Here is a 19,577-nt window from a genome sequence, read left to right as displayed (position 1 = left end):
ACCTATACTTGTCCCATGAACACTGCGTGCGAGCACCTCGAGGATCCGGACTGGGAGCACATCGAGGGGGTCGTACTCATCGCCGGAGACTCGACGGATGCCGCAGCGATCGCGGCCATCGCCGCTCGCCTGCCCTGGGACGCGGAGGGTGTCATCATGCTCGAGGCGGCCGCACGCATCCAGTTCCGCCACATCGATGTTCCCGAGGGCGTCTCGGTGCGGTGGCTGCTGCGAGGCGACGGCATCCGCCAGCACGCGAAGGGCGAGCGGCTCGCCACCGCGGTGCACTCGTGGTGCGTCGAGTGGACGTGCTCGGAGCCGCCGCTGCAGTGGACGGTCTGGCTCGGGGCGCACACTCCGCCTCACGTCGCGCGCATGGCTCGCAGCCTGCTCGGCGTGGCCAACTGATCACGGCGACTCAGCGCCGACGAACCGTCACGCCCGCGCCCGCGCCCGCGACGGTGAGGGCGCGGGCGCGCGGAGTCAGCGCGTCGCGAGCGCCGGAGTGCCGGTGGCCGTGGCGCCGGCACTGATCGCATCGAGCGCACGTCGCAGCGATGAGCTCGACGTATGCGCCGTGTACGGGAAGTAGACGACCTCGACGCCGACCTCGGCGAACTCGCGTTCGAGCCGCAGGCCCTTGTCGGTGCCGCGCCAGTCGTCGCCCTTGAAGAAGTGCGTGAACTGCACGTCACGCCACGAATCCATCTTCGACGGAGTGGTCTCGACATACACCTCGTCGACGAACGAGATGTGGCGGACGATCTCCGCCCGTTCTGCGGTCGGGATGACGGGCTCGATGCCCTTCACCTGCCGCAGCATCTCATCGCTGACGACACCGGCGACAAGGATGTCGCAGTGCTGCTTGGCGTGACGAAGAAGGTTGAGATGCCCGACGTGAAACAGGTCGAAAGCACCCACGGCATAGCCGATGCGCGTCCCCATGATCTCCCCAGATCAGTAATTCCCCAGAAGGCGGATCCCCATCCACCCAGCGACTCCCACAGCCGCATTCGCACAGCTTAGCAGGTGCCGGGTTTCCGGCCCACAGGAACACATGGAACTATGGATGCCGCAGCATCGCCGACGCACATGAAGGGGGAGAGTCCGTGGGGACACCGGTCACCGTCATCGTGCCGACCTTCAACGAGCGCGACAACGTCGCGGAGCTCGTTGCCCGGACCGCCGTCGCGCTCGCCGCATACGACGCCGAGATCCTCTTCGTAGACGACAGCACCGACGACACGGCGGCCGAGATCGAGCGGGTCGCCGCGGACGCTCCTCTTCCCGTCCGCGTCATTCATCGAGCGGACAACACGGGCGGACTCGGGGGAGCGGTCGTGCTGGGGCTGGAGGCCGCGGCATCCGATCTCTGCATCGTGATGGACGGCGATCTGCAGCACCCGCCGGAACTGCTCCCCGCCCTGGTGGCCCGTCACCACGAGGGTGATGCCGACGTGGTCGCCGCCTCGCGGTACGTCGGCGGCGGTGACACCAGCGGTCTCGGCACGGCCGTGCGCTTCGGGGTGTCGCGGACAGCGACCTGGCTCACGCGCGCGATGTTCCCGATCCGGCTCGCCCGCAGCTCCGACCCGATGACGGGGTTCTTCCTCGTCGACCGCACCAGGCTCGATCTCGCGTCCCTCAAGCCACAGGGCTTCAAGATCCTCCTCGAGATCCTCGCCCGCACGGATCTGCGCATCGCCGAGATCCCGATGGAGTTCGCCGAGCGGCGCCACGGCACCTCGAAAGCGAGCATGCGTCAGGGCACCACGTTCATCGCCCACCTGGCGAGACTGCGATTCGGCAAGATGTCGCTCTTCGCGCTGATCGGCGTGATCGGAGCCGTGGCGAACCTCGGCATCATGTGGCTTCTCACCGTGGCAGGCGTGCCCTATATCTGGGCGGCCATCATCGGCGCCGAGATCACCATCATCGGCAACTTCATCCTGCAGGAGCGGTTCGTCTTCGCCGACATGCGCACGGATGCACGCGGTCTGGGCGGTCGCTTCGCAGCCTCGTTCACGTTCAACAACGTCGAGGCCGCTCTGCGCATCCCGGTGATGGCGCTGATGGTCGAGACGTGGCATATCTCGAGCGTGCTCGCCACGGGGCTGTCGCTCATCGTCGCCTTCTTCGCGCGCTTCCTCTTCCACTCGCTCGTCGTGTATGCGCCGAAGAGGCACCGGAACACGAAGACGGCGGTGTCCGAGCCGAAGCCGGACACCGCCGCGATCCGTGTCCTCCGAGCGATAGACGCGGAGGCGCTGAAACCGGGAGAGCTCTAACGCAGCTGGGCGCTCAGCTCCGACCAGGGCGCGGTGACAGCCGTGGGCGCGACCTTCGACAGATAGCCGAGGATGCGGATTCCGTCGCCCGTGGAAGCACTCGCGCCGCCTGACGCAGTGACTTGCCAGTCGGGCTCGTTGGCATCAGCGGCCCATGCCTTTGCGAGCACCTTGCCGTCGACGACGCGGATCGAGACGCGCACTTCGTCACCGGGCTCGTACGTCCCCCGGCCCGCGACGACGACATCCTTCAGGATCACGCTCCGGTTGGCGGTCACCTTCGCGAGTGTCAGGCGGATGCTTCCCGAGGCCTTGAGGGTCACGGTGGCACGGTAGCCGTTCTTCCCGTCATCCGATGAGAGGGCCTGCAATGAGTGGTACATCACCCCTGTGCCGATGTTCTCGGGAACCGTGAAGGTGACGGACGCCTCAGTCCCCCCTGTCTCGGCACCCTTGTAGTCGTGACGGACCTCCTGCCCGGGGCGCAGTGCGAACGCGCCGGCCTCTGCAGGAGGCTCGACCACGGGAGGCTCGACCACGGGCGGTTCGACGACCGGAGGTTCGACGACCGGAGGTTCGATCACGGGCGGTTCGACGACCGGCGGTTCGACCACGGGCGGTTCGACGACCGGAGGTTCGACGACCGGAGGCTGCTCCCCGGGGTTGGCCATGCGCCAGACCTTGAGGCTCTCGAGCTTCATCTCGCCGCCCTTCCACCCGGAGGCGGGAAGGCCGATGCCGCAGGCGGGTTCGGCTGGCGGGCAGCCGATCTGCAGGGTGACACGCGGGTACCAGGTGGCGGTGGGGCGCTCGAAGATCGCCTTCCAGTCGAAGCCGGGACGCACATCCTCAGGACCCGCATCGAGCATGACGTGACCGTCGACGCTGATCACGATCCGATTCGGGGTCTTCTCCATCACATACGTGTGCGTGCCGGTCGGATTCGAGTTGGGCAGCTTCTCCCAGCGAACGGAGCCTTGCAGGCTGCGGTGCGTGGGTCCGTATTCATTGTGGAGCGTGGCGGCGGGACGAGCGTCGTCGCCGAACACCTCCATGAGGTCGATCTCGCCGTGGGCGCTGTCGAGCGGGCGCAGCCACATCAGCGCAGGCCAGAGGCCCGGACCGTAGGGCACGGAGCCCACGGCTTCGACGCGCGAGTAGTTGGGGATGACGATGTCGAGCCCCTTCGCGTCGCCAGAGGTGTATGCCGCGCTCGAGCGGTTCTCGGCAGCGCCGCGCACCGTCAGCCCTGTAGAGCCGAACGACACGTTGCTGGGGATGTCGTACGACGAGGTGTTCGACGACTGACCGGTCTCGAGTGTCCAGCGGCTCGAGTCGGAAAGATCGACGTCCTCCTGGAAGACCCATCCGGGAAGGTCGTCATCTGCGGCGGTGGCCGGAGCCCCGCTCAGTAAGGAAAGTGTGAGTATGGCGGCGCCCAAGGCACCGAGAGACGTCTTTCGGGAGATGCTCATTATTCGGAAAACTCATTCCGTCGGAACCCCCTCCGCGGAAAATAACCATTTCATCACAGCATGATCTGACGGTGGGGTCAAATCTCGGCGATCCCGAATAACGATATACTGCGGCACCGGATAGCGCCGGCGAGCGCTCAGAGGCGTATCTCGCTGAGAGGTGACATCACCACGGCGCCGGCCGGAACATCTTTGAACACGACTGCATTCGGGCCGATGCGTGCACCCGCACCCACGGTGATCGCGCCGATCACGACGGCACCCACACCGATCTCCACGTCGTCCTCGATGGTCGGGCAGTCGTCGGATGCTCGGCGGTTTCCCAGGGTCACGCCCTGCCGGAGCATCACATTCGCCCCGATCCTGCTGGCCGGATTGACTACCACCCCGACCCCGTGGCGCAGCCTCAGGCCGGGACCGACCTGAGTGCTGACCGGCAGCTCGATCCCCATGAATCCCTCGGTCACCAGCTTGTACGAGCCGCCGACCACGATGAAGCAGAGCCTCGAAAGAGGGCCACGACCGGCCTTCCACCGCTGAGCGAGGCGGAACCATCGCATCACGAATCGACTCTTGGGGTACGACCTGTTCGCCTGGCGGTCCGCGGCCCATGCGGTGCGGAACTGCTGACGGGCGTCGGGCGCGGTCATCGTGATCTCACGGCTCCTTCTGCGATGCGGGCGGCCAGCCACTCCCGGCGCTCAGCGAGCTTACGCCCGAGAGCCCGGCGCGCGGCGGGCGAGTGCGAGCGCATGGCCTGTTCGAACTGCGCCGTGAACCGATCGAGCTCCTCGATCTTCGCGGCATCGGAGCGGGCCTCGTCGATCGACAGCGACGTGATGCGCACGGCCGGGGCGCCGAGTAGGTGCTCGGCGAGCTCGGAGTAAGACGCCGCGAGCTCCGGGCTCTCCCATGACGCGCGTCGCCACGTGGCGGAGGCCGTCACCTGAGCGGCATGCACTCGGTAGGCAAGGCCCGGAAGGGCGAGGCGCTGCATGCGCACGCCGCGGGTCGCCATCCGCAACCAGAGGTCGTAGTCCTCGGTCGGGAGGTCGCGGTAGCCCCCTGCGGCCTCGATTGAGCTACGGCGGCCGAGGAACGTCGAATGCGCGACCGGGTTGGTCAGAAGCAGGTGCAGTCCGAAGTCGTCGGCTGCGATGGCTGACGGGCGGGGCAGGCCCGGCATCCCCGATCCCCACGTCACGACCGTACTGAACACCGCATCCGCGCCTCGGTCGATCGCGCGGAGTTGGCGGACGAAGCGTCCGGGAAGCACGAGGTCGTCGGCATCCATCCGAGCGACGAGTTCGCTGTCGGTCGCGTCGAGGAGGTCGCCGAGCGTCGCTGCCACTCCGCGGTTCGGACGCGAGATCACGCGCACGCGCGCATCGTCGAGAGCGCGGACCGCCTCCGCTGTTCCGTCCGCGCTCCCGTCGTCGAGGACGACGACCTCGGCATCCCGCGGCAATGCACGGGTGGTGGAGCGGATCGCGGACGCGATCGTCCCCGCCGCGTTGTACGCCGGGACGATCACAGACAACCGAGGCATCTACATGCCTCTGCCGCGCTTGTTCAGCGTCGCCACGACACGCTCGCCCGAGACCACGCCCATGCCGACCAGCAGCGCCAGGTAAGCGCGAGGCTGCCGCATGTCGTGGCCGATCGCGCGGCGGGCCCAGGAGCGGGCGCGGGGACGATCGCCGAGCGCGCCGTGGGCGAAGGCGATCTGGCCCTCGATGCGGGCCTGGCCCTCGCCGCTGCGAACGAACTCGGGATGCTTCTCAAGCAGGTAGCTCAATCCGTCTGCGATGCCCTGCCACTTCTCGCTGAAGTACGAGGTGCGGTCCCAGTGGATGATGGTGTGGGCCTCCGGTACCGCCACGACGCGTCCGACCTTCGCGGCGCGGAGCAACAGGTCGTAGTCCTCGCCGTACGAGGCCGGCAGCTCTTCGTCGACGAGGCCGAGCTCACCGCGGAGGGCCTCAGCTCGGACGACGAACGAGCTGGGGTGCAGCTCGGTGATGCGCGAGCGCAGCAGGTCGTCGAGATCGACCGACTGCGGAGAGAGCCGTGCGTGAGTGCCGCCTGCCGAATGGATCTCGATTCCCGTCGCGGTCAGGACGACCGAAGGGTCCTCGAACAGCGGCAGCTGGGCTGCGAGCTTGGTGGGCTTCCATTCGTCGTCGTCGTCGCAGAATGCGACGAGCGGAGCGGAAGCCTCGAGGATGCCGGTGTTGCGCGCTCCCGCGAGACCCGGTGTCCTCGAGTTGTTGACCGCACGCAGCGTGTGCGGTCCGCGCTCGAGGTCGTTCAACTCGTCGATCTCGGTGCCGTCGTAGACGAGCACCACCTCGATGGGCTGGACGGTCTCCTGAGCGAAGACGGAAGCGACAGCGCGTCGAAGCAGCTGCGGACGGTCTCGCGTCGCCATGACGACGCTGATGATCGGTTGCACCATTGACTCCCCAAAGTCGTGGTAGAAAGTCGCGCTTCCCCAAGCGCGATCTCTGCAGTCTACCGGGTCGACACCGGCGGCGACAACGGCTTGGTCCGCAGCTCCCGCATGGCGAGCGCCGCGGCGGGGAAGGTGAGGATCAGCCCGTTCGGGAGGACGCCGTAGAAGAACACCTCCACCAGGATCACGAGCTGGACGGTGTGCAGCACCAGCATCGCCGTGCTGCTCGCCCGCGCGGTCGCGAAGAACATCCACACCAACGCGAGGAGGAAGCAGATGAGAGCGGGGAAGCCGTGCGAGAACATCACCATCCACAGGTGCCCCTGGGTTCCTGCGGACGGCGCGCCGTCGGTGAACGACGGCCGTGGAGCGCCGTAGCCGAAGAACGGGGACTGCAGCGTCCGGACGAACGTCTCCTCGTAGAGGTTGGCGCGATCCTCGGTCGATGAGCTCGTCTCCACCCGATCCGTGAGCTTGCTGCCGACGTCGAGCGCGACGGCGGCGATCCCCGCGATGACGCCGATCACACTGAGGAGAGCGACAGCTCGCAGCCTTCCGGCGAGCGCGAACCGGAAGAAGAGATACGCCGCGGCGACCGCGAGGCCGATGAACATCCCTCGATTGAGCGTGAGGAACGCCGGGACCAGCGACAGCGGAATCGTCACGATGAGGAGCCAGAAGCGGCGACCGCGGGGGATCAGCGTGAGATACGCGACCACCATCGGCAGCGTGATCGAGTAGACGTTGCCCCAGCCGTTCGTGTACAGGAACGGCGCGGAGGGGCGCGGGTCGAGCGCGAGCCAGCTGTCGGGGTTGTACTGCGTGAGGCGGCGCACCACCATCTCGCCGATCAGCTCGTTGGCCTGCAGTCCCTGGGGCAGGACGTACGACAGTGGAGTGCGGAAGGAGAACTCCGGAGCGATGATTCCCGCGAACCCGCCGAGCACCGCCCACAGCCAGAACAGCGTGAGGACACCGAGCACGTACCGCATGGTCAGCGTCTCACGGGCGTTGTACACGTACACGAACACGACCGTGATCATGATGTACAGCAGCGCCCGGTAGACGAAGCCGATCATCCGGCCGGAAGTGTCGATCCCGATCACGGACGCGCACATCAGCACGATGAACATCAACCAGATCGCGAAGCCGCGAGGAACCTGGATGCCGCCGCGACGCACCATGAGCACGACCATGCAGGCGGCGAGGGGGATCCAGGCCATCTCGGCGAAACCGAGCACCCACCAGAGCGGGAAGAACGCGAGCATGGCGGTGAACGGCCATCGCGGGAGCTCGGTGCGCACGGGGTCGCCGACGGGCACGCCGACGCGTGCTCCTCCCGCCACTGCGAAATGCGTGTCCACCCGTCCTCCGTGTTCCCCCAGGGTTCGCCCCTAGGATATGTGCACAGGCTGTTATATGGGCGGGAAGTACTGGGGACGATTCCGCGGCAGTGTTAGGCGAGGGGGAATCGTCCATGGACGACAACGATCAGGCAGGCGCGGCGACGCTGGGCTTCGACCATTACGTGTTCGTGCTGAAGAGGCAGTGGCGGATCCTCGTCGTGGCGACCGTCCTCGGGGCCATCGCCTCTGCGGGATACCTGCTCCTGGCGCCCCAGACGGTGACGGCGACGACCACCCTCAACCTCAACGTCATCACGACCGAGCCGTTCAGCGCGCAGCGTGCCGCATCCGGCCTGCTCGACGACGCGACCGAGACGGCGATCGCGCGCTCGCACGTCGTCGCCACACGCGCCTCCGAGCTCCTCGACGGGGAAGCGACCCCTGGTGAGATCCGGGCCGCGTCGACGGTCGCGACCTCGTCAGGTGCCGCGGTCGTCACCGTCGATTACGACGCGCCGACGGCCGCCGCGGCGGTGAAGGGTGCGGATGCCGTGGCATCCGCCTACCTGTCCTTCCGCAGCGACCAGGCGCAGGAGCGCATCGGTGTCATGGTGACGAACCTCAATGAGCGCATCGACGCGCTCAACACCACTCTGGGTGAGGTCAACCAGCAGCTGGTATCGGCCGATCCGAGCAGTGCCGCCTACGCGCAGGCGACGACGCAGCGTCAGCAGATCATCACCGAGCTCGACGGGCTGCTCACTCAGCGCAACGGCCTGCAGAGCGTCGACACCACCGGTGGCATAGTCCTGTCCGCGGCGGAGGACAACGAGCTCGGATATGCGCCGGGCCGCACCGTCACCCTGCTCACCGGGCTCGCGGGTGGTCTGGTGCTCGGGATCATCGCCGCCTTCATCTGGAACCCGCTCGATCGACGCCTGCGCAACGCTGCGGAGATCTCGCGGTCACTGCGCGCGCCCGTGTTCGCGACCGTCGATGCCAAGCGCGAGGACGTGCCGGCCAAGGGCGCGGCAGCCGATTCGCTGCGCGTCACCAGGGAGCGGTTGCTCGTCGACATCTATCTCGGCACGACTGTCCTGGTCATCGATGCAACTCACTCTGACGAGACCTCGCCGACGGCGGTGAACCTCGCCGTCGTGACGGCGCAGGTGGGCCACGACGTCCAGCTGATCGTTCCCGCCGGCACCGAAGAGTTCCGCGAGCACCTCGGCACGGCGCTCGAACTCGACGACGCCGAAGAGGGGCGTGCCGTCTCGTCGTCCATCCCCACGCTGCGCGTGTTCACCGCATCCGACAGCGGAGACGAGCGGCAGGGCGACCTGCTCCTGACCGAGCAGACGCATGCGGCCATCGCGGACGCCGGCGATGAGACCCTGACCTTCGTCGTGCTGCCGTCGTCGGCGCACCCCGCGAGCATCCTCGCCGGGCTCCGCGTCGCGCAGTCCGTTGTCGTGGTCGCACGCGAGCACGACACGACCACCACGGAGATCCGGTGGCTCAAGGAAGAAGCCGACGCCATCGAGACTCCGCTGCTCGGCGCCGTCGCCGAACGCGGCCTGCGACGTGCGCAGCGCACCGAGCGCGGCATCGCGTGGCCGTTCGTGGCCCGCTCCGAACGCACGAACGCCGCCCGCGCGAATGCGCGAACGGCGATCGAGTCTCCGGCCACGGCCGAAGCCAAGGCCTGAAGGTCAGCGGGCTGCGAGCTTGCGGTACTTCCGCCGCATCGATGCAGCCGTGTGCACGGTGTTGATGACGAAGAGCGCCGCATAGACCACGAAGAACACCGGGGGAGCGGCCCAGAAGGCGAAGCTCCAGCACAGGATGCCGGTGTCCGTCGGCAGCAGCAGCAGCGACTTGCGGGTGCCCGACGCTTCTGCGGCTTCTCCGCCGCGGTTGCGGACGAGCTGCTCCGCGAGGATCTGGCTCATGAACTGTCCGACGCTCATCACGGTGAACAGCAGTGCGACGACCGCGAGCCAGATCAGGTCAGGGCGGTGGAGCATGACCGCGACGGCCACGCTCAGGTGGATGGCAGGGGTGCGAATCGCATCGACCACGTGATCCAGCCACTCGCCCGCCGGGCTGGATGCTCCGGTGAGACGCGCGACCTGGCCGTCGGCCGAGTCGAAGACGTAGCCCGCGGCGAGCAGCGCCGCCGTCGCCAGCGCAGACCACCATGAGGGCTCGAAGACGATCATCATCGCGAGGCCGACCGCCGAGAGCCCGGCGCTCAGGATGGTGACGGCGTTCGGGGTGAGCCCGAGGGCCGCCGCGGATGCGGCGACGCCTCGGGCCAGTCTGCGGTTCACCCAGCGTGTGTATGCGGGCACGCCCGCCCCGCTCTTCTGTGCGCGATTCAGGTCGGCGAGATATTCGCTGAATCCCGGTCGAGTCGGGGCGGTCACATCGGTCATGATGCCACAGCGGACAGCTCGAAGCTGTGGCTCGGGGTCGAACGGTAGTTCGAATGAACTTCGACGGCGATCACGTTCGCGCCCACCTGGAAGGCGGAGACGGGTACGTCGAACACGAACGGGGTGTTGACCGCGTTGGTCGCCGACACCGCCGCGTTCGCATAGGTGCTCTGAGTCACCGCTCCCGCGCTCATGTTCTGACGTGCGACCTCGACGCCGTTGACGTAGACCACGATCCCGTCGTCGGCGCGGGTCGTGACCGTCACCTTGCTGAAGTTCAGCGAGGTCAGGCTCACGGGCTGCCGGTAGTAGCTCGTGATCGGGCGGGGCGACACCGAAGTGTCGAACGCCGTCGCGAGACCGGTGTGTCCCCATCCGAAGGCTCCTGCACCGGTCGCCCAGGCCGTGGCGTCGAAGTTCGCCGCGGCCCAGTCCGTCGGAGTGGCGTCGTTCGTGAAGCGGTACGACCACGTGGATCCTGCCGTGACGACCGGCGTCGTGACTGCGGGTTCGGGTTCCGGCTCGGGCTCGGGTTCGGGCTCCGGTTCCGGCTCCGGCTGCGGGTCGGCAGGCGGAGCGACGGGCTGGGTCCCGATCGTGGCGACCGCCTCGAGCTCGAAGCTGTGGCTCGGGGTCGAGCGGTAGTTCGAGTGGACCGAGGCGGAGATCACGTTCGTGCCCGTGGTGAACAGGTAGCCGGGCACGGTGACCGTCTGCGGTGCCGCGAGCGCTGCAGCAGCGCCGACGGCGGTGTTCGCGTAGGTCCCGACGCCTGCGGCTACGCCCGCATCGACGTTCTTGCGCAGCACCTCGGTGCCGTTGACGTAGAGCACGATGCCGTCATCCGCTCGGGTGGTGATCTTCACCGACTCGAGCTGTGATGCGTTGGCGACGTCGAACGTCTGTCGGTAGAACGAGGCAAGCGGCTTCGGCGTGACCGTCGTCGTGAGGGTCGTGCCGAGGGTCGTCTGTCCCCAGCCGAGGGGAGCGAGGCCGGTCTGCCACGCCGAGGCGTCGTAGGCCGCGGTCGTCCACGCACCGGACGGGCCGGTGGCGTTGTAGAGGTACGACCAGGTCGATCCCGCGGCGACCAGCGTCGCGTAGGTCGGCTGAGCCGGCGGCGCGACGGCCTTGACGGCCGCAGAGGATGCCGAGGCGTTGCCTCGGCCGTCGATGGCTCGCACGAAGTACTGCGTGTCGGCCGGCGCTGCAGGTAGCGACGCCGTCGTGCCGGTCACCGTCGCGACGACCCGGTCGTGGCGCAGCACCTGGTATGCCGTGACTCCGCGATCGTCGGTCGACGCGCCCCAGGTCAGGGAGACGCCGTCCGTCGTGGTGTTCACGACGAGGTTGGCCGGAGTCGTCGGAGCGACCGTGTCGCGCTGCGCGTGCCGGACGAAGCCGCCCGACCACTGTCGGACGTATCCCTGCTGCGTCGAGTACGTCCAGTCGCCGCCCTGCCACAGGGTTCCCTTCGAGTCGACGAAGAGTGCCCAGGAGCCGGCTCCGCGGTTCGTGTCGAAGTCGCCGTTGAAGCTCGGGATGCGAGTGCCGGTCGTGGCGCTCCAGGCGCCCGAGCCGTAGACCGCGTTGGCCGCGGTCCACGCCGTGCCGATCGGGTTCCACGTGGTGGATCCGTCGTACTGCGTCTCGAAGCAGTGGCATCCGCCGTAGACGGCGTTGCCGTCGGTCGCGATGGCCTGGAAGTCGCCACCCGCGTTGCCGACGGAAGAGCTCACCAGTGTGAGGTTGTCGCGCGAATAGCTGAACAGGGAGTGCTCGGATCCGCCGAGCCACACCTTGTCGCCTACCTCCAGCACGGCCTGCTGGTAACCGGTGCGACCGCTGTTGCGGTTGGAGAACACGACCGACCAGTTGAACAGATCGGTGTTGGCCGCCGACATCGCCGCAGCCTTGTCAGCGGGGCGGGACTTCGACATCGAGAAGAAGCCGGCGAAGTAGACGCGATCACCCTGCGCCGAGGCGTCGACACTCATCACGGTGCCGTTGAACTCAGGGTTCCAGGTGGCGTCGGGTGTGCCGTTGGCGACGTTGAAGCGCACGGCGCCGCGCGTGTAGTTCAGCACGCTCGAGCTGCCGCCGGTCGAGTGTGTGAACACCCCGGCCGCATACAGCCAGCCGCCCTGCACGTCGAGCGTGCGCACGATCGGCACACCGCCGCTGAGCGCGTTGCTCAGGCGTCCGGTGAACGTCGGATCGATCTCGCCGGTCGTGGCGTTGAGGACCACGAGGCCCGCGACGTTCTGACCGTTGACCTGCGTGAAGAATCCACCCACCGCGATGCGGTTGCCCGGGAGTGCGGCGAGCGCCTTGATCTGGTTGTTGAAGGTCGGGCGGAAGGTCGGGACGAACTCGGCGGAGTCGCGCTGGAAGGCGGCCAGGTACGCCTGCGGCTGCGAGCTGCCTCCACCGGCCGTCTTCTGCACGGTGGTGAAGTTGCCGCCGACGAACACGGTGCTGCCGACCTCGGCGAACGCCGAGACCTCGTTGCTGCCCTCCGTGCTGGCGGCTCCTGCGCCGAGGCCCGAGACGCCCCAGTTCTGCGTCTGCGCGAAGCTGTCGACCACGGCCTCGTTGGTGACAGCCGCAGTCCCGGATGCCGGGATCGCAGTCAGCGAGGAGGTCGAGATCTGCGGACGGATGTAGACCTGGGTGAACGGGCGTGCGTATCCCGTGTTGGTGTCCTTCGACCACAGGTAGCTCGTCGATGCGGGGTTGCCGCGGATGTTGCTACCGAAGCCGAAGCCCATCGCCCAGCCCTCGGTGGCGCCGGTGATCGTGCGCACGCGCACGTAGTTGTTGTCGTTGCCGAAGTTCGACGTCTGTCCACCGCTGCGGGTGGTGTTGCCGATCTTGTACTGCGACACACGCTGCTCGTTGTTGAACATCCAGGTCCACTTGTCACGCGGGCTGGAGAAGGTGAACGTCAGGTCCTGCCAGGTGGTTCCGGCCTGGTTCGTCGCGCGGACGAGACGGACGCCCTCGGCGAGGTTCTTGATCGGCTGGTTGTTGTTGAGCTGGTCGATCAGCTCGCCTGACAGCTGGCGCGGCGTGAAAGCGGCCGTGCCGGTGACGTCGGTGCGGACCTGCTCCGGCGAACCGGAGCCGTTGGTCGATGTCGCCCAGGCCTCGCGGCCGCGCCCGACGAGCAGCCAGCCACCGCCGTTGGTGGTCTGATCGCAGTAGAACTGGTCTGCGGCGACCATGGCGGGCGTCTTCAGCCAGTACACGCCGTCGGCGGACTGCGGATTGCGCTGCTTGATCTCCCAGCAGGACGCGGCCGCGGTGAGCTCGGACTGGCCGTCGGCCGTCGGCAGCGGTGTTTCGGCGGCCGTCGCGCTCGTCACCGGCACGAACAGGGCGGCGAGAGTCAGCGCCGCGGTGGCCGCGGCGACCGCGATCCTTCCGCGGCGGCGGGTGGTCTTCGTGGTCATTTCAGGGCGCCTTTCGTCAGCGGCCAGGTTCAGCATGTCGGGTCGTTCGGAAAACTGTGGTTGGCGATGCGCCAGATGTCGTCGGCTCCCTGCACCAGGGTGAACAGGTGCAACGCGCGAGGCATCTTCGCGGAGTCGTCGCCGATCGGAGCGCCTGCGGCATCGAGGATCGACACGGCGGAGGAGTCGATGCAGGCGGTCACCTCGGCTGTCGCCGGATCGGTGTCGGTGCTCACCGCGGTCACGTCGCTCGATACGAGCGTGGGGGAGCCAGCGATGCTCCAGCCCTGCGCGATGAGCTCCTGCCATTGGGCCTCGAGCTCGGCCGCGTACGAGTCGACCGCGACGTCCTTCAGGAGTGCGGCGAGGTCTGCCGATGTCCCGACGGTGCTGATCGGCGCGGCGAGCGCGGTCTCGATCGTGGCGAGCGCCTCGTCATCGGCGAGCTCGCCCGTGACGGTCGGCGGAGCTGCCGGTGCCGGTGTCGCCGTCACGGTCGGCGTCGGCTCGGCGCCCGGTGTGGAGCTGCGGTCACCGCTCGTGGTGACGAGCGCGATCAGCACGCCCACCACGATGACGGTCGCCGCAGCGAGTGAAATCCATAGCGCCCTGCGCTTGCGCGCGTCGGGCGTCGTCAAAACGTCCCCAGACATCCCCTATTTTCCCCAGATAGTAGTAGCTCGTCCCACCGAGCGGGCGACCGGCACAAAGAGGCCGGAAGCTTTCCCCAAGCGGCAGAATATCACACTGCCTGAAGTCGCACCACTGGTTACCGCGACGATGTTCCGGGGGGTCGGCGCAGTTCGTGCAGATGCAGGCGCTTCCTGTCGAGGCGGCACCACCCGAGGAACAATGCCGCGCCGATCAGGGCGGCGAGGATCAGGCCCAGCCAGGTCGGACCGATGAACAGTCGAAGCGCGATCGCGGGGATGCCGAAGGTGGACAGCGCCACGAGCAGCGGGTAGAGCCCGGGGAGGGGGGAGACCCTCAGTCCCAGGACGAAACGCACCTGGATCGACGCGAGCGCCGCATCGAGGGCACAGGCGATCGCCCATGCGATCGCTGCGCCGGTGATGCCCCAGATCGGGACCAGCAGGTAGATCAGTGCCACGTTCACGCCCACCGCGATCGCCTTGTTCATCGCGGCGAGACCGCTGCGGCCGCTCATGAGCAGGACCGAATGGATGTTGCCCGCGAGGAAGGTCACGATCGAGCCGACGGACATCGCGATCAGCACAGACTGTCCGTCGGCGAAGGACTCGCCGAGCAACGAGAGCGCGACGGGTGCGAAGACGGCGAGCAGCACATACACGGGGGAGCTGAACAGCACGAGCCATATCGTCGCGGTGCGGTACACCGTCTCGAGCTCCTTCGTGTCCTCGCGGTGCAGCATCTTGCTGAACATCGGGGAGACGACGACCCGCAGGGCGGTGTCGACGATCATTCCGGCCGCGACGAACCGGCTCGCCGCGCCGTACACGCCGGCTGCGGCGGGGCCCGCGATCGCACCGACGATGATCACGGCGAGCCAGATGAGGAGCTGCTCGAGGCCCGACGAGAGCACGCGCGGGAGGGCGTAGCGGATGGTCCGGCCCGGTACTCCGGAGTGGAGGTAGCCGGGGGCCGCCTGAGCACCCAGGCGGCGCAGTTGGAAAACCATGACGACGATCGCCGCGATGGCAGCGGGGAGCAGAGGCAGTGCCCAGGCGAATGCGGCGCCCACGGCGCCGGCGCCGATGCCGACGGCTGCGGCGATCGCCACGGGACGCAAGGACGGGAGCAGGACGTTGCCCACGAGCACGTAGGCGTTGACCTTGCCCAGCGCTCTCGTCGCCGACAGGGCGGTGAGCATGACCGAGGCGACCGGCAGGAACCAGACGACCGACCGGATGGCGGCGGTGACCGGGTCCCCAGGGCTCCGGGCCTCTGCGAGGAGCACTCCGACGAAGAGGACGCCCGCGCATGCGAGGCCGGCGACCGCCGAGACGAGGATCAGGAACGCGCCGGTCGGTCGTAGCAGTGCGCGACCGTCTTCGAGCTGGCGTGGGAGGATCCAGATCGCGGCGGAATCCATGCCGAAGCGGGCGACGCCGAGCGCGATCGAGAAGACGCCGACCGCCTGAAGGACGACGCCGGAGCCTGCGTCACCCAGCAGCTGCCCGAGCACGATGATCAGGATCAGCCCCATCACGGCGCTGATCGCCGACCCGACGAAGCTCAGCGCGCCACCGCGTGCGAGGTCTCCGCGCGCTGTGGCGCCGGCGCTCATGCCCGGCGCCCGCGCAGCTTCTGCATCGCGACGGCGGCCATGAAGCTCGGGTTGCCCAGGAGATAGCGCTTGCCCAGGCGGCGAGGTTCGATGATCAGGCGCCACAGCCACTCCAGTCCCGCGCGGATCATCCACTCGGGTGCCCGTCGATTCGAGCCGCTCAGCCAGTCGAACAGTCCGCCGCAGGTCAGGACGGCCGAGGGCAGTCGGTCGCGGTGCGCATCGACCCAGAGCTGCTGGGCAGGGTCGCCCATCCCGACGAAGAGCACGCGCGTTCCATGCGCGGCGATGTCGTCGAGCACCACCCCGACCTGCTCTGCCGAGACGTAGCCGTGGTGCGTGCGGAGGGTGAGCCCGGGGATCTTCGCCCTGAGAAGCTCGGCAGCCTTCTCGGCGACACCATCGGCGGCCCCGAAGAAGTAGACCGGATGGCCCGCTTCCGCGGCCGCACGCAGCAGCGGCTCTGCGATGTCTGTGGTCGCGAGCCGTTCGGGAACCGAACCTCCGAGGAGGTTCGCGGCCCACACGACGGACTGCCCGTCGGCGTAGGTCGTGCTCGTCGAGAGCAGCCGGCTCAGCTGCGGGTCGCGTCGGGCGAGGTTGCAGACATGCGCGTTCACGCCGACGGCGACCTGGGTCCGCCGGCCAGCGGCCATGGTCATGATGTGCTCGATCAGCGATGCTTCCGTGAACGAATCGACGCGCACTCCTGCGACCTCGACGGACACATCGGCGCCGGTCGGATTCCCCTCACTCATTCGTTCAGTATGCCCCGCTGGGCTGCACCATGACCTTGGCGGTGCGCCACATGATCTGCAGATCGTTCATCACGGACCAGTTCTCGACGTAGCGCAGGTCGAGGCGGACGCTCTCGTCCCACGAGAGGTCGCTGCGGCCGGAGACCTGCCACAGGCCTGTGATGCCCGGCTTGATGTACAGGCGGCGGAAGACCGTGCCGTCGTATGCCGTGACCTCGGTAGGCAGCGGCGGACGAGGACCCACGACGCTCATGTCGCCGATGAGGACGTTCCAGAACTGCGGCAGCTCGTCGAGCGACAGCTTGCGCAGGATCCTGCCGACCCGGGTGACCCGGGGGTCGTCCTTCATCTTGAACAGGAGGCCCGCACCCTGGTTCTGCTCCTTGAGCGCCGCGAGCTGCTGCTCGGCGTCGGTCTTCATGGAGCGGAACTTCATGATCTTGAAGGTGCGTCCGTCGCGTCCGACGCGCTCCTGGGAGAAGAACAGCGGTCCAGGGGAGTCGAGCTTGACGAGCAGCGCGAGAATCGGCGTGATCAGCGCGATCGGGATGAGCGCGACGGATGCGACAGCGATGTCGAGTGCGCGCTTGAGCACGTGCTGGCCGCCCTCGTACGAGGGGATCTGCACCTGGATGAGCGGAAGGCCCTCGACCGGCGCGAACGAGATGCGCGGGCCGGCGACGTCGGTGAGGCGGCTGGAGAGCACGAGCTCCGCAGCGGTGCCTTCGAGCTGCCAGCTCAGGTGCTTCACGAAGTCCGGGTCGCCGTCAGGACGGCTCGCGACGATGATCGTGTCGGCACCGAGCTCTGCCGCGACCGTCGAGACGGAGTTCACGTTGCCGAGCACCGGGAATTGCGCGTTCGCGACCTCGACGTCTCGGGCATTGCCGTCGAGAAGCGTGGCGCCGACGACCTGATAGCCGGAGGCGCCGATCGGGTGCAGGGTGCGGATGACGTACTCGACGTCGTCCCTGTTGCCGACGACCAGCGTGCGGGAGGCGAACCGCCCCCGCGCACGCTGAGCCGTCAGCCAGTGCCGCCACGCCCAGCGCGTGACGAGCAGTGTGAGAACACCGAGCGGCAGGCCGACGAGCAGCAGGAGCTGCATCGTCTGCCAGCCGAGCACGACGCCGAGCATGGCGATGATCCCGAACGCCAATCCGCTCGCGTGGGCCACGCCGCGGTACTCGGTGGCGCTGGCGCGGAACAGCGCTGCATCACGTGTATGCAGAGCGCTGAGCATGAGATACCAGAGCGTGGCCAGCAGAATGCCGTTGCGCAGGGCCTCTTCCCCCGCGACACCGGTCATCAGCTGGACAGCTGCGGTGATCCCGACTGCGAACAGGATGACCCCGGCATCCGTGATCCGCAGCCTCATCCGATAGCGCCGCTCCCACTGGCGGCGCCTCTCCAGCGTTGCGGACACGCGCGGTGTGACCACCGTGTGCGTGACCGACTTGGCGGCTCGCGGTGCAGCGACCGGCGTGAAGACCGAACCCGCGCGAGTGATGCTCAGGGCATCCTCGACGGAAGTCATGCCGAGGCTCCTTGAGCCGTGTATGTACGCAGAAATCCCCAGTGCGCCATTGTTTTCCCCAGTGTTTCCCCAGACCACGGACCCCACGTCCATGGCATCGTCTGCATCCCGACCCCTCGGGTTCCTGCTGCATCCGTGATCCCACATCACGGGTTGCGATCACCGTCCCACACGGTGGTGCTGGCAGCAGGCACTGCAGACTTCGTTCACTCTAGCGGAACCGGACGTTCAGCGGAAGATAATTCACACGAGTGGACGAACCGATATTCCGATACGCGCGCTCCGCCCCGGAATCGCGCCGATATTCTGACCGCGTGACCACTACTCCCGCACCTCGATTCCACCTGAGTCGCATGCTGCCGCGCGACCCCGCGCAGCCGCATCGCACGGCCAGCACGCTCGAGCTCTTCTTCGATCTGGTGTTCGTCGTCGCCGTGAGCATCGCCTCGGCGCAGCTGCACCACGCGCTGAGCCACGGCGACTTCGTGCACGGCATCACCTCCTACGCGATGGTCTTCTTCGCGCTGTGGTGGGCGTGGATGAACTTCACGTGGTTCGCCACATCTTTCGACACCGACGACTGGCTGTACCGCGTCACCACGATCGTGCAGATGGGCGGGGTGCTCGTCTTCGCCTCCGGGATCCCCGCCGCATTCGAGCACGGCGACTTCACCGTGCCCGTCCTCGGCTACATCGTGATGCGCATCGCGATGGTCGCGCAGTGGCTCCGGGCGTCGCGTGGTGCGGGGGAGCTCCGGTCGGCGACCCGTCGGTACGCCTTCGGGATCGCCGCCGTGCAGGTGCTGTGGGTCCTGTTCCTGCTCATCCCCGCGGGCGCCGCGCAGCTCGTCGCCTTCGTGGTGTTCGCGCTGATCGAGATCAGCGTGCCGGTGTTCGCCGAGTACCGGAGGCAGACGCCGTGGCATCCGCATCACATCACCGAGCGGTACGGGCTGTTCACGCTGATCGTGCTGGGTGAGAGCCTGCTCGCGTCGGCGAACGCGATCATCGACGCGAGCCATGAGCTGGAATCGTTCGCTCCCCTCATCTCCATCTCCGTTCTGACGCTCGCCGTGACGGCATCGCTGTGGTGGATCTACTTCTGGCCGCCGCACCACCGGGCGATCACGACGTTCGGCCGCTCGCTCCGCTACGGCTACACGCACTATGTGGTGTTCGCCGCCGCTGCCGCGTTCTCGGCCGGCATCGAGGTCGAGCTCGATGTCCTCACCGGCGAGAGCCATCTCTCGAACGTCGTCGCCTCGTTCACGGTGACGATCCCGATCGCGATCTTCCTGCTCGGGATCTGGTGGGTCGCGATTCGCGAGAACGCCGACCGTGTGGTGAATGCCGTGGTCCCGATCGGGGCCTTGGTCGTGCTCCTCGACCCGATCCTCCCGATCCCGGTCGCCATCTCGGCACTGGTGCTCGTCGCGATCGTCGTCGTGCTCGTGCTGCATCCGCCTGTCGACAAGAGGTCATAGCTTTCGTATAGACGGCGCATAGCTCGCTGATCGGCTCCTCCGTGACCATGGGGACATCGACAACCACATCGA

General features: G+C 67.6%; 16 protein-coding genes. 4 read left to right on the top strand and 12 right to left on the bottom strand.

Annotation, left to right across the window (positions count from 1 at the left end):
• Window positions 1-15 precede the first annotated feature (15 nt).
• The gene (locus ACQ4LY_RS02470; protein WP_056515022.1) at window positions 16-408 is read left to right on the top strand and encodes an SIP domain-containing protein; all 393 of its coding nucleotides are present in this window, start codon (window positions 16-18) and stop codon (window positions 406-408) included.
• Between the two features lie 75 nt (window positions 409-483).
• Here ACQ4LY_RS02470 and ACQ4LY_RS02465 read toward each other — a convergent pair whose 3' ends face one another.
• Entirely contained in the window at window positions 484-945 is a 462-nt protein-coding gene (locus tag ACQ4LY_RS02465) for an adenylyltransferase/cytidyltransferase family protein (protein ID WP_431074410.1), read from the bottom strand.
• Between the two features lie 164 nt (window positions 946-1,109).
• Here ACQ4LY_RS02465 and ACQ4LY_RS02460 point away from each other — a divergent pair, with 164 nt between their 5' ends.
• Window positions 1,110-2,288, top strand: coding sequence for a glycosyltransferase (locus ACQ4LY_RS02460; protein ID WP_431074409.1), 1,179 nt, complete (start codon window positions 1,110-1,112; stop codon window positions 2,286-2,288).
• Here the strand turns inward: ACQ4LY_RS02460 and ACQ4LY_RS02455 are convergent.
• The 5 genes from ACQ4LY_RS02455 to ACQ4LY_RS02435 form a co-directional block, all read right to left on the bottom strand.
• Entirely contained in the window at window positions 2,285-3,763 is a 1,479-nt protein-coding gene (locus tag ACQ4LY_RS02455) for a glycoside hydrolase family 16 protein (protein WP_431074408.1), read from the bottom strand. The genes ACQ4LY_RS02460 and ACQ4LY_RS02455 overlap by 4 nt on opposite strands.
• A gap of 137 nt (window positions 3,764-3,900) precedes the next feature.
• Entirely contained in the window at window positions 3,901-4,413 is a 513-nt protein-coding gene (locus ACQ4LY_RS02450; protein ID WP_431074407.1) for a serine acetyltransferase, read from the bottom strand.
• Window positions 4,410-5,297 carry a glycosyltransferase family 2 protein gene (locus ACQ4LY_RS02445; RefSeq protein ID WP_431075738.1) on the bottom strand — a complete coding sequence of 296 codons (888 nt, stop codon included), beginning with the start codon at window positions 5,295-5,297 and terminating at the stop codon, window positions 4,410-4,412. The genes ACQ4LY_RS02450 and ACQ4LY_RS02445 overlap by 4 nt, the downstream gene beginning before the upstream one ends.
• A gap of 15 nt (window positions 5,298-5,312) precedes the next feature.
• Entirely contained in the window at window positions 5,313-6,218 is a 906-nt protein-coding gene (locus tag ACQ4LY_RS02440; RefSeq protein WP_431074406.1) for a glycosyltransferase family 2 protein, read from the bottom strand.
• A gap of 59 nt (window positions 6,219-6,277) precedes the next feature.
• Complete coding sequence (locus ACQ4LY_RS02435) at window positions 6,278-7,582, bottom strand: O-antigen ligase family protein (RefSeq protein WP_431074405.1); 1,305 nt, start codon at window positions 7,580-7,582, stop codon at window positions 6,278-6,280.
• Window positions 7,583-7,695: 113 nt separating this feature from the next.
• Here ACQ4LY_RS02435 and ACQ4LY_RS02430 point away from each other — a divergent pair, with 113 nt between their 5' ends.
• Window positions 7,696-9,273, top strand: a complete 1,578-nt coding sequence (locus ACQ4LY_RS02430) for a hypothetical protein (RefSeq protein ID WP_431074404.1) — start codon at window positions 7,696-7,698, stop codon at window positions 9,271-9,273.
• 3 nt (window positions 9,274-9,276) lie between these two features.
• Here the strand turns inward: ACQ4LY_RS02430 and ACQ4LY_RS02425 are convergent, their stop codons facing one another.
• The 6 genes from ACQ4LY_RS02425 to ACQ4LY_RS02400 form a co-directional block, all read right to left on the bottom strand.
• On the bottom strand, window positions 9,277-10,002 hold the full coding sequence (locus ACQ4LY_RS02425) for a CDP-alcohol phosphatidyltransferase family protein (RefSeq protein ID WP_431074403.1): 726 nt from the start codon (window positions 10,000-10,002) through the stop codon (window positions 9,277-9,279).
• A complete protein-coding gene (locus tag ACQ4LY_RS02420) occupies window positions 9,999-13,457 on the bottom strand; it encodes a fibrinogen-like YCDxxxxGGGW domain-containing protein (protein WP_431074402.1) in 3,459 nt (1,152 codons plus the stop codon). The genes ACQ4LY_RS02425 and ACQ4LY_RS02420 overlap by 4 nt, the downstream gene beginning before the upstream one ends.
• A gap of 29 nt (window positions 13,458-13,486) precedes the next feature.
• Window positions 13,487-14,110, bottom strand: coding sequence for a hypothetical protein (locus tag ACQ4LY_RS02415; protein WP_431074401.1), 624 nt, complete (start codon window positions 14,108-14,110; stop codon window positions 13,487-13,489).
• A gap of 116 nt (window positions 14,111-14,226) precedes the next feature.
• A complete protein-coding gene (locus ACQ4LY_RS02410) occupies window positions 14,227-15,726 on the bottom strand; it encodes an oligosaccharide flippase family protein (protein WP_431074400.1) in 1,500 nt (499 codons plus the stop codon).
• Complete coding sequence (locus tag ACQ4LY_RS02405) at window positions 15,723-16,484, bottom strand: WecB/TagA/CpsF family glycosyltransferase (RefSeq protein ID WP_431074399.1); 762 nt, start codon at window positions 16,482-16,484, stop codon at window positions 15,723-15,725. The genes ACQ4LY_RS02410 and ACQ4LY_RS02405 overlap by 4 nt, the downstream gene beginning before the upstream one ends.
• Window positions 16,485-16,488: 4 nt before the next feature.
• Window positions 16,489-18,021 (bottom strand): sugar transferase, encoded by a 1,533-nt coding sequence (locus ACQ4LY_RS02400; protein WP_431074398.1) that lies wholly within the window; start codon window positions 18,019-18,021, stop codon window positions 16,489-16,491.
• A 353-nt stretch (window positions 18,022-18,374) separates the two neighbouring features.
• Between ACQ4LY_RS02400 and ACQ4LY_RS02395 the strand changes: the two genes are divergently transcribed.
• Complete coding sequence (locus ACQ4LY_RS02395; protein ID WP_431075737.1) at window positions 18,375-19,505, top strand: low temperature requirement protein A; 1,131 nt, start codon at window positions 18,375-18,377, stop codon at window positions 19,503-19,505.
• The last annotated feature ends 72 nt before the right edge of the window (window positions 19,506-19,577 follow it).

Source organism: Microbacterium phyllosphaerae, from assembly GCF_050628115.1.
GTDB lineage: Bacteria > Actinomycetota > Actinomycetes > Actinomycetales > Microbacteriaceae > Microbacterium > Microbacterium phyllosphaerae_A.
The sequence above is the reverse complement of the archived record's forward strand: the minus strand, read 5'-3'. Positions and strand labels throughout refer to the sequence as shown.

Excerpts from the sequence above, each read along its gene's own strand:
- ACQ4LY_RS02430 (WP_431074404.1), top strand. The coding sequence starts at position 7,696 with ATGGACGACAACGATCAGGCAGGCGCGGCGACGCTGGGCTTCGACCAT.
- ACQ4LY_RS02470 (WP_056515022.1), top strand. The coding sequence starts at position 16 with ATGAACACTGCGTGCGAGCACCTCGAGGATCCGGACTGGGAGCACATC.
- ACQ4LY_RS02465 (WP_431074410.1), bottom strand. The coding sequence starts at position 945 with ATGGGGACGCGCATCGGCTATGCCGTGGGTGCTTTCGACCTGTTTCAC.
- ACQ4LY_RS02405 (WP_431074399.1), bottom strand. The coding sequence starts at position 16,484 with ATGAGTGAGGGGAATCCGACCGGCGCCGATGTGTCCGTCGAGGTCGCA.
- ACQ4LY_RS02415 (WP_431074401.1), bottom strand. The coding sequence starts at position 14,110 with ATGTCTGGGGACGTTTTGACGACGCCCGACGCGCGCAAGCGCAGGGCG.
- ACQ4LY_RS02395 (WP_431075737.1), top strand. The coding sequence starts at position 18,375 with ATGCTGCCGCGCGACCCCGCGCAGCCGCATCGCACGGCCAGCACGCTC.
- ACQ4LY_RS02425 (WP_431074403.1), bottom strand. The coding sequence starts at position 10,002 with ATGACCGATGTGACCGCCCCGACTCGACCGGGATTCAGCGAATATCTC.
- ACQ4LY_RS02400 (WP_431074398.1), bottom strand. The coding sequence starts at position 18,021 with ATGACTTCCGTCGAGGATGCCCTGAGCATCACTCGCGCGGGTTCGGTC.
- ACQ4LY_RS02455 (WP_431074408.1), bottom strand. The coding sequence starts at position 3,763 with ATGAGCATCTCCCGAAAGACGTCTCTCGGTGCCTTGGGCGCCGCCATA.
- ACQ4LY_RS02410 (WP_431074400.1), bottom strand. The coding sequence starts at position 15,726 with ATGAGCGCCGGCGCCACAGCGCGCGGAGACCTCGCACGCGGTGGCGCG.
- ACQ4LY_RS02420 (WP_431074402.1), bottom strand. The coding sequence starts at position 13,457 with ATGACCACGAAGACCACCCGCCGCCGCGGAAGGATCGCGGTCGCCGCG.
- ACQ4LY_RS02450 (WP_431074407.1), bottom strand. The coding sequence starts at position 4,413 with ATGACCGCGCCCGACGCCCGTCAGCAGTTCCGCACCGCATGGGCCGCG.